This is a genomic window from Halopseudomonas xiamenensis, assembly GCF_014219065.1.
Lineage (GTDB): Bacteria > Pseudomonadota > Gammaproteobacteria > Pseudomonadales > Pseudomonadaceae > Halopseudomonas > Halopseudomonas xiamenensis.
Window position 1 is genome coordinate 14,788 of record NZ_JACLGO010000025.1, and the last position, 14,770, is coordinate 29,557.

Sequence of the window (14,770 nt, forward strand, 5' to 3'; positions counted from 1 at the left end):
TCCTTTATCAACCGCGCGAGGCGATATAGGCGCGCCAGCCGCCCAGGTGGGTAATATCGGTGGCGCCTTCGATGGCCGCGCCCTCGCAGATAAAGCCCTTTACCTCGCGCCCGTCCTGCAGGGTCAGGGTACCGATGCCCAGCGGAGCGGGAATCAGAGCGACGAAACTGCCGAACAGGTGGGTCGGCATGTCCCATAGCTCGACGGCGATCGCTGCGCCGCTGGCCGAGCGGATCAAGCCGGGTTTTGGTGGTGTGGTGTCGGGCAGCGCGAACAGGCGGTAGTTGTCGGCGCTGTAGGTGGCCTCGACGAAGCGGGCGTGGCGTTCGGTCAGTTGCCAGTTGAGCGGCATGCCGCGCAAATGGGCGCCGACCACGGCCAGGCGTATATGGCCGTCGGGCACCTCGCCGGAAGTGACTGGTGGCGGCAGTTCGCGGTCGGTGGCGCCGCCTTGCCAGGGGGCATGGAGCTGCCAGCGCCGACCGAACTCGGCCAGCGCGGCATCCTGCCAGGCGGCGCCGATCAGGGTGATGCCGAAGGGCAGGCCGTCGCTACGGATGCCGGCGGGCAAGGCCAGGGCCGAACAGTCGGCCAGATTGACGAAATTGGTCCAGATGCCCAGCTGACTGTTGCAGCCGACCGGGTCGGCCGCCACGGCGGCGAGGCTCGGCAGGGTAGGTGCGGTGGGTACCAGCAGGGCATCCACCGACTGCATCAGGGTGTGGATCTGGCGGGCCAGATCGGCGCGGTGGTATTCGGCACGGAAGCTGTCGACGGCGCTGAAGTTGCTGGCCTGGGCAAGGATGTTGCGCACCACTTCGTTCATCTGTTCGGCATGCGTGCCGAAGAATTCCTTGATGGCGGCATGCCGTTCGGCGACCCAGGGCCCGCCGTAGAGCAACTGGGCCAGCTCGTGCATGGGGCTGAAATCCAGCTCCTGCAGTACCACGCCCAGGTCACGCAGCCTGGCCAGGCTGGCTGTCCAGGCGGCCTCGGCCTGGTGGTCGCCAAACCATTGCGGTTGCGCGGGAATGCCGAAACGCGGCTGCTGGCCCATCAGCGTGGCCAGTAATGGCGCGCTGCGCGAGTAGCTGTCGTCAGGGTCGAAGCCTTCGAGTACCGCGGCCACCGCTTCGGCATCGGCCACGTTCAGGGCGAATACCGAGACGCAGTCCAGGCTGCGGCAGGCAGGGACCACGCCGCTGGTGCTGAAACGACCACGGGTGGGCTTCAGTCCGACGATATTGTTGAACCCGGCGGGCACTCGACCCGATCCGGCGGTATCGGTGCCCAGGCTGAAGGGCACCAGGCCACGGGCGACGGCCACGGCGGAGCCGGAACTGGAACCGCCGGAAACGTATTGCGGGTTGAAGCTGTTGGGCACCGCGCCATAGGGCGAGCGGGTGCCCACCAGGCCGGTGGCGAACTGGTCGAGGTTGGTCTTGGCCAGCACGATGGCACCGGCCGCGCGCAACCGGGCGACACTGGTGGCGTCCCGGCTGGCGATATAGGCGAAGGCCGGGCAGGCGGCGGTGGTCGGCAGCCCGGCCACATCGATGTTGTCCTTGACCACGAAGGGGATGCCATACAGCGGCAGGTCGGCGGCATCGGGCTGGGCCTCGAGCTGATCGAGCTGGGCATCCAGTTCTGCGTTGGAGAGAATATGGATCCATGCCGGATCGCTGTTGTGCAAGCAGGCGCGCAATGCGTGCAGGGCGCTGCGGGGCGAGAGCGAGCCATTTCGATAGGCCTGTCGCCAATCGTCGATAGTCCATCCGGTTTGCTGCGGCATCGAGCCTCCTGGGTTCCTGGAATACCATCTTGTATGCAAGTGGGTATTCAGCAGGGACTGTGCCAACAGTCGACAATGCCGAGATTTTTGTTTTTATCTAATAAAATCAATCGGTTGGTAGGTTTTTTTCTGATGCTGATGAAGGCTCGGGCCGGGCACGGGAGATATTGGCTGCGCAACTTTGGTGCCGAGCCGAGGGACTACGGCTAACTCTGGTGCGCTGCGAGCGGTTGCGCAGGTTGGTCGAGCGTGACCGGCTGGCCGAACAGGTGCCCCTGGGCATAATCCACGCCTATGTCGCTGACGGCGGTATGGATGGCCGCGGCTACCTTGATGAATTCCGTGGGCGGTATGTGTTCGCCGCGCTCATCGACTACCGTCAGCAGGGTCTCGAAGTGCAGCTGTTCGCCGGTGTTGGCCGGCACCGGAATGATCTGCTGGCAGCGAATCCTGAGACTGTTGGTGTCCAGGACCCGGTTGATGCGGGTGCCCCAGCCCATGACTTCATCGAGTTCCTCCAGTCGCTCGTCTCCGGGCCGCACCATGCGGATGCCCTGCTGGTTGGCGTAGACCAGGCGGTATCCGTCGGCGGAGATCCAGATCAGCTGTGACAGCTGGGCCTGCAGATGCTCATGGGTCAGCTCGAACCACTAGGTTGCCGGCACGCTTGATCCAGCGTTGCAGGGAGCGGTCCGAGGCCAGCAGGCTGAAGCTTGGCGCGGAAAATATCTGCCAGTGTCAACTATCGGCGTAAACGGATGCCGCGCTGCCTGCCTTGCTTTAGACCTTGCGCCACTTGCTGCGGATGTCCATGAAGTCCTGCAGGGCGGCTACGGCATTGCCCTTGATATGCAGGCCCAGTTTGGTCCGCCGCCAGAGCACGTCTTCGGCATCAAGTGCCCATTCCTGCTGGATCAGGTAGCGGACCTCCTGGGCATACAGGTCGGCGCCGAAATGCCGGCCCAGATCATCCATGCCGTGGCAGCCCTGCAGCAGCTCATGGGTCAGGGTGCCATAGGTACGGGCGAAGCGCCGGGCCAGGCTGTCCGGCAGCCAGGGATAGAGCTTGTACAGGTCGGCCAGCAGCGTATCGCGGTCCTGGAAGTCACCGCCGGGCAGCACGCTGCCCGCGGTCCAGGCGCGGGCTGGGCTGTGCAGCAGTTCGCACAGCTGATCGGTGGCCTGCTCGGCCAGCCGCCGGTAGGTGGTGATCTTGCCGCCGAGTACCGACAGCAGAGGTGCCTGCCCCGGCCGGGTATCGACATCCAGGGCGTAGTCGCGGGAGGCGGCCTGGGCCTTGCCGTTGGCATCATCGAACAGCGCCCGCACCCCGGCATAGCTCCAGACGATGTCGTTGCGGCTGAGCTGCTGGCGGAAATGCGCGTTGACCACCCGCAGCAGATAGTCGGTCTCCTGCGCCGAGATGCTGGCGGCGGCAGGGTTGCCCTGGTAGTCCACGTCGGTGGTGCCGATCAGGCTGAACTCGTCCTCGTAGGGAATGACGAAGACGATGCGGTTATCGGTATTCTGCAGGATGTAGGATTCCTCGCCCGGATGCAGGCGCGGCACCACGATATGGCTGCCCTTGACCAGCCGCAGCGGGCGGCGTACCGCTGTCTCCACCACCGATGCCAGTACCTGGTCGACCCAGGGGCCGGCGGCGTTGACCAGGGCCCGGCTGCGGTGCTGGCTGCGCTGGCCGGTCTGGCGGTTCTCCAGGGTGACATGCCACAGGCCATCGGCGCGTTGCGCTGCGATGCAGCCGGTGCGGGTGAGAATCTGCGCGCCATGCCGGGCGGCGGCCTGGGCGGTCAGCACCACCAGGCGGGCATCATCGACCCAGGCGTCGGAGTACTCGAAGCCGCGGACGATCTGCGGCCGTAGCGGGCTGTCAGCAGTGAAGCGCAGGCCGCGCGAGCCCGGCAGGGTCTCCCGGCGGGCCAGGTGGTCATAGAGGAACAGGCCGATGCGGATCATCCAGGCCGGGCGCAGGTGTGGCTGGTGCGGCAGGCGGAAACGCATCGGGCGGATGATGTGCGGCGCGTTGCGCAACAGTGTCTCGCGCTCGGCCAGGGCCTTGCCGACCAGACGGAACTGATAGAACTCCAGATAGCGCAGGCCGCCGTGGATCAGCTTGCTGCTGCGCGAGGAGGTGGCCGAGGCCAGGTCATCCTGTTCACAGAGCAATACCTTGAGGCCGCGTCCGGCGGCATCCATGGCGATGCCGCAGCCATTGACCCCACCGCCGATGACCAGCACATCATGAATGTCATCTTCGGCTGCCAGAATGGGCTGGTGAACGGACGCGTCCGGCATGTCGGGATTCCTCTGTCAGGTGGGGCGCGAAGGTGCCCGCGGTGGATTATTGCATACTCGACGTCAACTGATGGTCTGCACCTATTGACCGCGAAGTCACTTGGTTTTATGGTGCGCACCGAACGTTGAGGCTGGCACGATCCATACGGCTCAAGTACTGACGACGAGACAGCAAGACCGGTTCCCCTGGGGAGCGGACTTATTGCTTTCGGCGCACGCCTTGGGAAGTAGGCGAACCAAAGTGGGGATACTGATCAGACGTTCGCACCCCCGGGTTGTGTGTTGGCTATACGTTCAGAGTCGCTTACGGAAGGCGTACCTGTCCTGGCTTTGTGCCGGGCGCATGGGTACGCCTGTCTGCCCTGCATCTGATCCCATGTCCCCACGCGGCCCGACACCAGAACTATTGCTTTGGAGCCGACGCCATGACCATCAAGCTGGACGAATATTTTGACCGCGACACCTTCAGCCGCATCCGTGCCTGTGCTGATCAGCATGAAACCCCTTTCCTGGTGGTTGACCTCAAGACCATCGATCGTGCCTACGACGACCTGGTAGCGGGCTTCCCCTACGCCAAGGTCTACTATGCGGTGAAGGCCAACCCGGCCAATGAAGTGCTGGGCCTGCTGAAGAACAAGGGATCGAACTTCGACATCGCCTCCATCTACGAGCTGGAGAAAGTGCTGGCACTGGGCGTCAAGCCTGAGCAGATCAGCTACGGCAACACCATCAAGAAGTCCCGCGACATCCGCGCCTTCTATGAGAAGGGTGTGCGCATGTATGCCACCGACTCCGAGGCGGACCTGCGCAATATCGCCAAGGCCGCGCCCGGCTCGAAGGTCTACGTGCGCATCCTGACCGAGGGTTCGACCACCGCTGACTGGCCGCTGTCACGCAAGTTCGGTTGCCAGAGCGACATGGCCATGGACCTGCTGGTGCTGGCCCGGGAGCTGGGCCTGGAGCCCTACGGCGTATCCTTCCACGTCGGCTCGCAGCAGCGCGATATCGGCGCCTGGGACGGAGCCATCGCCAAGGTCAAGGTGATCTTCGAGCGTCTGAAGGAAGAAGACGGCATCGTATTGAAGATGATCAACATGGGCGGTGGCTTCCCGGCCAACTACCTGACCAAGACCAACACCCTGCAGACCTACGCCGAGGAAATCACCCGCTTCCTGCAGGAAGACTTCGGCGAGGAACTGCCGGAAATCATCCTCGAGCCGGGCCGCTCGCTGATCGCCAACGCCGGCGTGCTGGTCAGTGAGGTGGTACTGGTCTCGCGCAAGTCGCATACCGCGCTGGAGCGCTGGGTGTTCACCGACGTCGGCAAGTTCTCCGGCCTGGTGGAAACCATGGACGAGGCGATCAAGTTCCCGATCTGGACCGACAAGCGTGGCGAGTTGGAAGAGGCGGTGATCGCCGGCCCGACCTGCGACAGCGCCGATATCATGTACGAGAACTACAAGTATGGCCTGCCGCTGAACCTGGCCATCGGTGATCGTATGTACTGGCTGTCCACCGGCGCCTATACCACCAGCTACAGCTCCATCGAGTTCAATGGCTTCCCGCCGTTGGAGGCGTTTTACGTCTGAAGCCGGGCAGGGGCATGGTGCCCCTGCGCTACGACTGTGGGTTTGCTGTCGCCGACGTCGTCGAGCAGGTGCTCGCCAACCCGAAAGGGCCGGGTTTCATCCCGGCCTGCGCTGTATTGCGTGGCACCCTGGGTCGAGATGGAGCTCGACCGCTGATTTCAGGTGGCTGGCTTGCAGCCGCCAATCGGGCCGGGGCGGCCCTCCTACACAGTGCCTGCCCGGGTTATCGAGCGCCCGCTCGACGACATGCGGACCTGCTGCTGCGCTCGGCGCCTGGCTATAACAGTGCCGCCGCGTCCCTATCCACAATCACCGTCACATCCGCATGCAACCGCAGCGCGGAAGCGGGCATCTGTTCGCTGATCGGACCCTTGATCATGTCGGCGATGCACTGGGCCTTGCCCTTGCCACTGGCGATCAGCAGGATGGATCTGGCCTGCAGGATGTTGCTGATGCCCATGGTGATGGCGGTGGTCGGTACTTCATCCAGGGAAGCGAAGAAGCGCTGGTTGTCCTGGCGGGTGCTTTCCGACAACCGGGTGTGAAAGGTTTCCTGGTCGAAGGGGGTACCCGGCTCGCAGAAGCCGATATGGCCATTGCTGCCGATGCCCAGCAGTTGCAGGTCCAGCGGGGTGGCGTGCAGCAAGGCGTTGTAGCTGTCGCACTGGGTTTGCAGGTCGTCGCCTTCGGTGCAGGGAATATGAATGTTGTCCGGGCGGATATCCACATGCCGGAACAGGTTCTGGTACATGAAATGGTAATAGCTTTGCGGGTGACTGCGCGGTAGCCCGCAATATTCGTCCAGATTGAAGGTCTGCGCCTCGCGCAGGGATATCTCGCCAGCCTGGTAGCGCTGCACCAGGTACTGATAGGTGCCCAGTGGCGTACTGCCGGTGGCCAGGCCCAGCGTACAGGCGGGCTTGCTGTGCAGCAGCCCGGCAATCATGCGACCGGCTGTACTGCTCAGCTCGGCATAGTCGTTCACGATGATGACATTCATGGGCTGCGCTTCTGTCCCTGGCTGACATAAAGCGCGAAATTCTACTGTGCAGGCCCGGACAGGGAAAGCCGAAATAAAACGGCCCGCCCTGTTGCCAGGGCGGGCCGCTCACAACCAGCAGGAATCAGGCGAACTTCTGGATGTTCTGCATCAGTTCCTTCAGCGCCTCGATGTTGTCCTTCGGATGCACGGCATTCTCGAAGCTGCACAGCTGTTCGAAGTTGGCCTGCACATCTTCCGGGCTGAAGCCTTCGTCGGGGTTGAAGCCGATGCCCAGCGAGCGCTCCCAGCGCACCTTGCCCATCCAGCCGCCGCCGACTTCGAACAGGCTGCCGGTCTCCTGGCTCTGTTCGGAGCACAGGTAGACCACCAGCGGGCTGACCAGCTCGGGCTTGAGTTTTTCGAAGGCGCCGGGCGGGAACAGACCTTCGGTCATGCGGGTGCCGCCAGTGGGGGCGATGGCGTTGACGAAGATGTTGTTCTTGCGACCCTCGATCGCCAGGGTGCGGGTGAAGCCGTACAGCCCCAGCTTGGCCATGCCATAGTTGGCCTGGCCGAAGTTGCCGTAGATGCCGGAGGTGGAGGAGGTAAAGATCACCCGGCCGAAGTTGCTGTCCTTCATGTATGGCCAGGCGGCGTGGGTTACCTTGTAGGCGCCCTCGACGTGTACCTTGTACACCAGGTCCCAGTCGGCATCGGTCATCTTGACGAAGCTCTTGTCACGCAGGATGCCGGCGTTGTTGACCACCACATCGACCCGGCCGAAGTTGTCCATGGCGCATTGCACGATCTTGTCGCCATCGACCACGCTGTCCGGGTTGGCCACCGCAGTGCCGCCGGCTGCCTTGATTTCCTCGACCACTTTCAGCGCCGCTTCACTGTTGGCACCTTCCCCCTGGGTGCTGCCGCCCAGATCGTTGACGATAACCTTGGCACCGTGCTTGGCGAACAGCAGCGCGTGGGCACGGCCGATGCCACCGCCGGCACCGGTAACGATGACGACCTTGTCTTCAAAACGGATATCGCTCATGGGGAGTCTCCTGAAAATGGGCAATGACAAAACTGGCTGCTAGTTTCAGACAGTTGTTTGAAGTCGGCAAGATGCCCGTGGCTGGTGAATGGTTTGTCATAAACCATCACCCTGCGACGCTTCAGACCAGCTCGATCGCCACCGCCGTCGCCTCGCCACCACCAATGCACAGTGAAGCCACGCCGCGCTTGCCGCCGGTCTTCTGCAGGGCATTGATCAGGGTGACGATCAACCGCGAGCCGGTAGAGCCGACCGGGTGGCCCTGGGCGCAGGCACCGCCGAAGATGTTGACCTTGGCGTGATCCAGACCGTGTTCCTGCATGGCCAGCATGGTGACCATGGCGAAAGCCTCGTTGATCTCGAACAGGTCGACATCATCCTTGCTCCAGCCGGTCTTGTTGAACAGGTTGCTCAGCGCACCGACCGGGGCGATGGTGAACTCGCTCGGATCCTGGCTCTGGGTCGCATGGCCGACGATACGTGCCAGCGGCTTGAGGCCGCGCCGGTTGGCCTCGGACTCGGTCATCAGCACCAGGGCGCTGGCACCATCGGAGATCGAGCTGGCGTTGGCGGCGGTGATGCTGCCGTCCTTGGCGAAGGCTGGGCGCAGACCGGGGATCTTGTCGAGATTGGCGTTGTGCGGCTGCTCATCGTCCTTGACCAGGCTCTCGCCCTTGCGCGAGGTCACGGTCACCGGGACAATCTCGCTGGCCAGGGAGCCATTGTCGATGGCGTTCTTGGCGCGGGTCAGCGATTCGATGGCGTAGGCATCCATCTGTTCACGGGTCAGGCCGTACTTGTCGGCGGTCTCCTGGGCGAAGGAGCCCATCAGGCGACCGCTGCGGGCATCTTCCAGGCCATCGAGGAACATGTGGTCCTTGATCTCGCCATGGCCCATGCGCAGGCCGCCGCGGGCCTTTTCGATGATATAGGGGGCATTGGACATGCTCTCCATGCCGCCGGCCAGCATCACCTGGTTGGAGCCGGCCTTGAGCGCATCATGCGCCTGCATCACCGCCTTCATGCCGGAGCCGCACAGCTTGTTGATGGTGGTGCAGCCGGCGGAGGAGGGCAGGCCGGCATTCAGCGCTGCCTGGCGTGCCGGGCCCTGTTTCAGGCCGGCGGGCAGGACGCAGCCCATGATCACTTCCTCCACATCGGCCGCCGCGATGCCGGCACGGGCCACGGCTTCGCGGATTACCAGTGCGCCGAGATCGACTGCGGAGAGGCTCGACAGGCTGCCCTGGAATCCGCCCATGGGCGTACGCGCGCCGCTGACGATGACGATGTTTTCCGACATGTTCACTCCTGGAAATATGACTGATTGTTTATTTGTGGTCATCAATCGACTTTATACGCGCTTTTTCCCCTTATTGTCGATCGCAAAGCTTTGTATGATCGAGTCACACAACGGCCATGGTCGCCACCTCGCTGCCTCGCTATAGTTGAGCGAACAGGCAAGGCAGCATCGCTACCTGACCCGGACAAGCCCAATAAAAAAGGTCGCATCATGTTGAATACACGGATCTTACCGCCCACCGAGCAAGCCCATTCCACGCCTTTGTTGATCAAGAACCTGCTGTTGTCCGGGGTGCGTTATGAAGCCTCGCAGGAAATTGTCTACCGCGACATCAGCCGTTACGACTATGCCACCTTCAATCAGCGCATCTGCCGGCTGGCCAACGCGCTGACCAATGCCGGGGTCAAGGCGGGCGATACCGTGGCGGTACTGGATTGGGACAGCCACCGCTACCTGGAATGCATGTTCGCGGTGCCGATGATCGGCGCGGTGCTGCATACCGTCAACGTGCGGTTGTCGCCGGAGCAGATCGTCTACACCATGAATCACGCCGATGACATCATGGTGCTGGTCAACAGCGAATTCCTGCCGTTGTACCAGGCCATCGAGCCGCAACTGACCACCGTGACCACGACCATCCTGCTGACCGATGGCGATGACAAGTCCGCCGAGCTGCGCGGTTTTGCCGGTGAGTATGAGCAACTGCTGGCCGCCGCCGACAGCACTTATGAGTTCGCCGACTTCGATGAGAACTCGGTAGCCACTACCTTCTATACCACCGGTACCACCGGCAACCCCAAGGGTGTGTACTTCACCCATCGCCAACTGGTGCTGCACACCCTGACCCAGGCCGGCATGCTCAATGGCCTTGGACATGAGCAGATGATGAGCAATCGCGATGTGTACATGCCGATCACGCCGATGTTCCATGTGCATGCCTGGGGCATGCCCTATACCGCGACCCTGCTCGGTGTGAAGCAGATCTACCCGGGGCGTTACGAGCCGGAGTTGCTGGTGAAACTGATCCAGCAGGAGAAGGTGACCTATTCACACTGCGTACCGACCATCCTGCAGATGTTGCTCAATGCCAAGGCGGCCGAGGGCTATGACTTCGGCGGAATGAAGGTCATCATCGGCGGCAGCGCGCTGACCCGTGGCCTGTACGAGACGGCTGGCGCCCGGGGTATCCGCTTGTCTGGCGCCTACGGCATGTCGGAGACCTGCCCGCTGATTTCCGCCGGCTACAACAATCTGCAGGTCGAGGCGGGCAGTGAGGAGCAGCGCGTCGCCTACAAGATCAAGGCGGGCGTGCCGGTGCCGCTGGTGGAAGCGCGGCTGATGGACGAGCAGGGCAACTTCCTGCCCCATGATGGCCAGACCCAGGGAGAGCTGGTGTTGCGTGCGCCCTGGCTGACCCAGGGCTATTTCAAAGAACCGGAGAAGAGCCGCGAGCTGTGGGAACATGGCTGGATGCACACTGGTGACGTGGCCAGCATCGACCATACCGGTAGCATCGATATCCGTGACCGCATCAAGGATGTGATCAAGACTGGTGGCGAATGGCTGTCCTCGCTGGAGCTGGAAAGCCTGATCAGCCTGCATCCGTCCATCCGCGATGTGGCGGTGGTCGGCGTGCCGGACCCGCGCTGGGACGAGCGGCCCTTCGCCCTGGTGGTGGTCAAGCCGGGACAGCAGATGAACGCCAGTCTGCTGGCCGAGCATCTGCAGCCGTTTGTCGAGGAAGGGCGCATCAACAAGTGGGCGGTGCCGACGCAGATCGCCGTGGTTGAAGAAATCCCCAAGACCAGTGTCGGCAAGTTGGACAAGAAGCGCATTCGCGTGGAAATTGCCGGCTGGCTGGAGCAGCAAGCGGACTGTATTTCCTCGATCTGAACCGCACTGGCGGTGGATACCCCTGGGGGTGTAGCGCGCCGACGCTACGCCTGGGGTTCAGCAGCAGCTGATATCTATCGGCGAGCAGGTGCTCGCCAACCCCGGCAACCCCCTGCTTCTGCAATCTGGTAACCCTGCGCTGGATGCTGGGGCTGGGCCTATGAGGTATTCTTTCCCGCTCACAGTAAAGGAGAGTGACCTTGCCCAGTCTCAACCGTCTGATCTTCATCGCCGCCGGTATCGGCATACTTGTCGGCTGGCTGCTCGGCCTGCTGCCGCAGGAGGCAGGGCTGCGCGACGGTGTGCTGTATGCCAGCACCCTGGTCGGGGCCGTGTTCATCGGCCTGCTGAAGATGATCCTGATCCCGCTGGTATTCACCTCCATCGTGGTCGGTGTGGCCAGCCTGCAGGCGCACCATCAGGTGCACCGGGTGTGGATCACCACCTTGCTGTATTTCATGCTCACCTCGGCGCTGGCCATGCTCCTGGCGCTGGTGGTGGCCAACGTCCTCAAGCCTGGCAGCGGCATGTCGCTGGCCATGTTCGCCGATGCCATGGCGTCGTTCGAAGCCAGGCAGATGACCATGCCGGAATTCTTCCAGCATTTCCTGACCGGCCTGTTCAAGAACCCCTTCGAGGCGTTCACCAACGGCGATATCCTCTCGGTCCTGATGTTCGCCCTCTTCGTCGGCGTGGCCCTGGTTGCCGGCGGCCAGCGCTACCAAACGATATTGCAGTTGATGCAGGAGCTGCTCGACATGCTGCTGCGTATCATTGGTTGGATCATGTGGCTGGCGCCGCTGGGCATCATGGCGCTGTTGATCCGCCTGGTCGCTGAGCAGGATGTGGCGCTGCTGGTCAGCATGCTCGGCTTTGTCGTGCTGATCTTCGGTACCACGCTGTTTCACGGGGCAGTGGTGTTGCCGGGCATTCTCTATGCGGTTACCCGCAAGTCGCCGCTGTGGTTTTGGCGTGGCTCACGCGAGGCGATCATCACCGCCTTCGCCACCAGTTCCAGCTCGGCAGCCTTGCCCATCTCGCTGCGCTGCGCCCAGGAAAATCTCGGAGTCAAACGCCGTATAGCGGGGTTTGTGCTGCCGCTGGGTGCAACGGTGAACATGGACGGTACCGCGCTCTACGAAGCCGCCGCCGCCCTGTTCGTCGCCAACCTGATCGGTGCGGAGCTGTCACTGGTGCAACAACTGGTGGTGTTCATGACCGCGATGATCGCTTCAAGCGGAGCGCCGGGCATTCCCAGTGCCGGAATGGTGACCATGGTCATGGTGCTGCAGGCGGTGGGCCTGCCGGCCGAAGCCATTGCCATCCTGCTGCCGATCGACCGTTTGCTGGACACTGTCCGTACCGCGGTCAACGTGGAAGGGGATCTGGTCGGCAGCCTGGTAGTGCAGGAGCTGGCCGACGACGGTGCCGAATACCAGGGCGCCTGACTAGCTACCATACAGACCCCGCGGACCTTTTTGTTGGGGCGCATACCTTGTGGGAGGGCCGCCCCGGCCCGATTGGCGTCCGTAGGCACCTATGCCGTTCAGCCCGCCCTGCGCCCCTTGAACCGGAAACACAGCCAGATCAACCCTATCCACACTGGCAGGGCGAATGCCGATAGCCTGGTGCCGCTATCCAGTGTCAGCACCACCAGGATGAAAGCCACGAACGCCAGGCACAGATAATTACCGAACGGCGACCATAAAGCCCTGAAGCTCGGGATGACGCCGCGCTCACGCATGGCCTGGCGGAACATCAGGTGCGACAGGCTGATCATCGCCCAGTTCAGCACCAGCGCCGCTACCACCAGCGACATCAGAATGATCAGCGCGCCCTCCGGCAGCACATAGTTCAGCGCCACGCACAGCAGGGTGATGGCGCCGGACACCAGGATGCCAAGCATAGGTACACCGCTGCGGCTGAGCCGGGTGAATACCCGTGGCGCGTCGCCCTGCTCGGCCAGGCCGTAGAGCATGCGGCTGTTGCAATACACGCCACTGTTGTAGACCGACAGGGCCGCGGTCAGCACCACGAAATTCAATACATGCGCGGCAGTGTCGCTGCCGATCAATGAGAAAATCTGCACGAAGGGGCTGCGGGCGTAAGGATCGTCACCGCTGGTCAGCGTCTGCACCAGGCTGTCCCAGGGGTACAGCGACAGCAGCACGCCCAGCGCCAGGATGTAGAACAGCAGAATCCGGTACACCACCTGATTGATCGCCCGGGGAATCACCTTGCGCGGGTTCTGCGCCTCCGCTGCGGTGATACCGACCAGCTCCAGACCGCCGAAGGAGAACATGATCACCGCCATGACCACCACCAGCCCGCTGACGCCGTTGGGGAAGAAGCCACCATGGCTCCACAGGTTGCTGACGCTGGCCTGCGGCCCACCCGCACCGGATATCAGCAGGTACAGTCCCAGCGCGATCATGCCGAGAATGGCGCCGACCTTGATGATGGCGAACCAGAACTCCGCCTCGCCGAAGGCCTTCACATTGGTCAGGTTGATCAGGTTGATCAGCACGAAGAATGCCAGCGCGGTGGCCCAGGTAGGGATATGCGGGTACCAGTACTGCACGTACTTGCCCACCGCCGTCAGCTCGGCCATGCCCACCAGGATATACAGCACCCAATAGTTCCAGCCCGACAGGAAGCCGGCGAACGGCCCCCAGTACTGATGCGCGAAATGGCTGAAGGAGCCGGCCACCGGCTCCTCGACGATCATCTCGCCCAGCTGGCGCATGATCAGGAAGGCAATCAGACCACCGATGGCATAACCCAGCAGCATCGACGGCCCGGCACTGCTCATCACCCCCGCCGAGCCCAGGAACAGCCCGGTGCCAATGGCACCGCCCAGGGCGATCAGTTGAATGTGGCGATTGGTCAGGCCACGCTTGAGCTGGCCTTGCTGTGCGGGTGCAGTCATGAAAAAGGGTCCGTGGCGGCCGGATGGCGAAAAAACGGGCAATTGTACACGGAATAGTCAGGTACCGCAGACTGCTGGTCCGACATTCGGGTAGCGTGGATGCGCCATCAAACAATGGTTGAAGCGCAGGGTGGATACGGCCATGCTGTGCAACTGAGACTCCGTAACCTGGTCAGAGAATGCCATGCAAGCTACAACTCCCACGCTAATCCGTGAAACCTTCCCTGTTGGTCCGTTGCAGTGCAACTGCACCATCATCGGCGACCCCATCAGCAAAAAGGCCATCGTGGTCGACCCGGGTGGGGATCATCAGTTGATTCTGAACCGTCTGGACCAGTTGGGGTTGAAGGTGGTCAGTATCATCCATACCCATGCGCACCTGGATCACTTCCTCGCCTCGGGCGAGATGAAGAAGGCCACCGGGGCTACCTTGCATCTGCACAAGGAGGACCAGTTCCTGTGGGACAACCTGGAGATGCAGTGCAAGCTGTTCGGTGTGCCCTACACGCCAGTGCCGGCGCCGGACCAGTGGTTGCAGGACGACGAGGAACTGGCCTGCGGCTGTGGCGTGGCGCTGCATACGCCAGGGCACACGCCTGGGTCGATGAGCTTCTGGTTTCCGCAGGCCAAGCTGCTGATCGCCGGTGATACGTTGTTCCGCCGGGGTATCGGCCGTACCGATCTATGGGGCGGAGACCATGCCAGCATCGAGAAGTCGATCCGCACCCGGCTGTATACCCTGGACGAGGAAGCGGTGGTGGTGACCGGGCATGGACCCGACACTCGGATCGGCGACGAGATTCGCGAGAATCCTTTCATTCGTGGCTGAATCGACCATAATTGTCTGACTGCGGGATAAAAATCCGGGCTCCGGTGGTCATACTTCCGGAACTGGGCATCCGGCTCTGGATGCCACGCTGC

Annotated in this window: 11 protein-coding genes; 4 read left to right on the forward strand and 7 right to left on the reverse strand. The window is 62.6% G+C overall.

The annotated features are described in order from the left end of the window. Positions 1-7: 7 nt before the first annotated feature. From atzF to glpD, 3 genes are all read right to left on the reverse strand, one after another. On the reverse strand, positions 8-1,792 hold the full coding sequence (gene atzF, locus H6X51_RS15325; RefSeq protein WP_185268344.1) for an allophanate hydrolase: 1,785 nt from the start codon (positions 1,790-1,792) through the stop codon (positions 8-10). Between the two features lie 206 nt (positions 1,793-1,998). Then, the gene (locus H6X51_RS15330) at positions 1,999-2,337 is read right to left on the reverse strand and encodes a hypothetical protein (protein ID WP_185268345.1); all 339 of its coding nucleotides are present in this window, start codon (positions 2,335-2,337) and stop codon (positions 1,999-2,001) included. A gap of 235 nt (positions 2,338-2,572) precedes the next feature. Further along, entirely contained in the window at positions 2,573-4,108 is a 1,536-nt protein-coding gene (gene glpD, locus H6X51_RS15335) for a glycerol-3-phosphate dehydrogenase (RefSeq protein ID WP_185268346.1), read from the reverse strand. 425 nt (positions 4,109-4,533) lie between these two features. Between glpD and H6X51_RS15340 the strand changes: the two genes are divergently transcribed. Further along, positions 4,534-5,697 (forward strand): type III PLP-dependent enzyme, encoded by a 1,164-nt coding sequence (locus H6X51_RS15340; RefSeq protein WP_185268347.1) that lies wholly within the window; start codon positions 4,534-4,536, stop codon positions 5,695-5,697. A 277-nt stretch (positions 5,698-5,974) separates the two neighbouring features. Here H6X51_RS15340 and nagB read toward each other — a convergent pair whose 3' ends face one another. From nagB to H6X51_RS15355, 3 genes are all read right to left on the reverse strand, one after another. Continuing rightward, entirely contained in the window at positions 5,975-6,697 is a 723-nt protein-coding gene (nagB, locus tag H6X51_RS15345) for a glucosamine-6-phosphate deaminase (protein ID WP_185268348.1), read from the reverse strand. A gap of 124 nt (positions 6,698-6,821) precedes the next feature. After that, a complete protein-coding gene (locus tag H6X51_RS15350; protein ID WP_185268349.1) occupies positions 6,822-7,727 on the reverse strand; it encodes an SDR family oxidoreductase in 906 nt (301 codons plus the stop codon). A 121-nt stretch (positions 7,728-7,848) separates the two neighbouring features. Then, positions 7,849-9,027, reverse strand: a complete 1,179-nt coding sequence (locus H6X51_RS15355; protein WP_185268350.1) for an acetyl-CoA C-acyltransferase — start codon at positions 9,025-9,027, stop codon at positions 7,849-7,851. Between the two features lie 210 nt (positions 9,028-9,237). Here H6X51_RS15355 and H6X51_RS15360 point away from each other — a divergent pair, with 210 nt between their 5' ends. Beyond that, positions 9,238-10,920, forward strand: coding sequence for a fatty acid--CoA ligase (locus H6X51_RS15360; protein ID WP_185268351.1), 1,683 nt, complete (start codon positions 9,238-9,240; stop codon positions 10,918-10,920). Between the two features lie 200 nt (positions 10,921-11,120). Continuing rightward, complete coding sequence (locus H6X51_RS15365; protein ID WP_185268352.1) at positions 11,121-12,368, forward strand: dicarboxylate/amino acid:cation symporter; 1,248 nt, start codon at positions 11,121-11,123, stop codon at positions 12,366-12,368. 98 nt (positions 12,369-12,466) lie between these two features. On the opposite strand, the gene H6X51_RS15370 is transcribed toward H6X51_RS15365, so the two are convergent. Beyond that, positions 12,467-13,849 carry an amino acid permease gene (locus tag H6X51_RS15370; RefSeq protein WP_185268353.1) on the reverse strand — a complete coding sequence of 461 codons (1,383 nt, stop codon included), beginning with the start codon at positions 13,847-13,849 and terminating at the stop codon, positions 12,467-12,469. A 184-nt stretch (positions 13,850-14,033) separates the two neighbouring features. Between H6X51_RS15370 and H6X51_RS15375 the strand changes: the two genes are divergently transcribed. Further along, positions 14,034-14,678 carry an MBL fold metallo-hydrolase gene (locus tag H6X51_RS15375; protein WP_185268354.1) on the forward strand — a complete coding sequence of 215 codons (645 nt, stop codon included), beginning with the start codon at positions 14,034-14,036 and terminating at the stop codon, positions 14,676-14,678. The last annotated feature ends 92 nt before the right edge of the window (positions 14,679-14,770 follow it).

What these genes read in the sequence shown, in the direction of transcription:
- atzF (WP_185268344.1), bottom strand. Translation starts at nt 1,792, where the DNA reads ATGCCGCAGCAAACCGGATGGACTATCGACGATTGGCGACAGGCCTAT.
- H6X51_RS15350 (WP_185268349.1), bottom strand. Translation starts at nt 7,727, where the DNA reads ATGAGCGATATCCGTTTTGAAGACAAGGTCGTCATCGTTACCGGTGCC.
- H6X51_RS15330 (WP_185268345.1), bottom strand. Translation starts at nt 2,337, where the DNA reads ATGGTGCGGCCCGGAGACGAGCGACTGGAGGAACTCGATGAAGTCATG.
- H6X51_RS15375 (WP_185268354.1), top strand. Translation starts at nt 14,034, where the DNA reads ATGCAAGCTACAACTCCCACGCTAATCCGTGAAACCTTCCCTGTTGGT.
- H6X51_RS15340 (WP_185268347.1), top strand. Translation starts at nt 4,534, where the DNA reads ATGACCATCAAGCTGGACGAATATTTTGACCGCGACACCTTCAGCCGC.
- nagB (WP_185268348.1), bottom strand. Translation starts at nt 6,697, where the DNA reads ATGAATGTCATCATCGTGAACGACTATGCCGAGCTGAGCAGTACAGCC.
- H6X51_RS15370 (WP_185268353.1), bottom strand. Translation starts at nt 13,849, where the DNA reads ATGACTGCACCCGCACAGCAAGGCCAGCTCAAGCGTGGCCTGACCAAT.
- H6X51_RS15360 (WP_185268351.1), top strand. Translation starts at nt 9,238, where the DNA reads ATGTTGAATACACGGATCTTACCGCCCACCGAGCAAGCCCATTCCACG.
- glpD (WP_185268346.1), bottom strand. Translation starts at nt 4,108, where the DNA reads ATGCCGGACGCGTCCGTTCACCAGCCCATTCTGGCAGCCGAAGATGAC.
- H6X51_RS15355 (WP_185268350.1), bottom strand. Translation starts at nt 9,027, where the DNA reads ATGTCGGAAAACATCGTCATCGTCAGCGGCGCGCGTACGCCCATGGGC.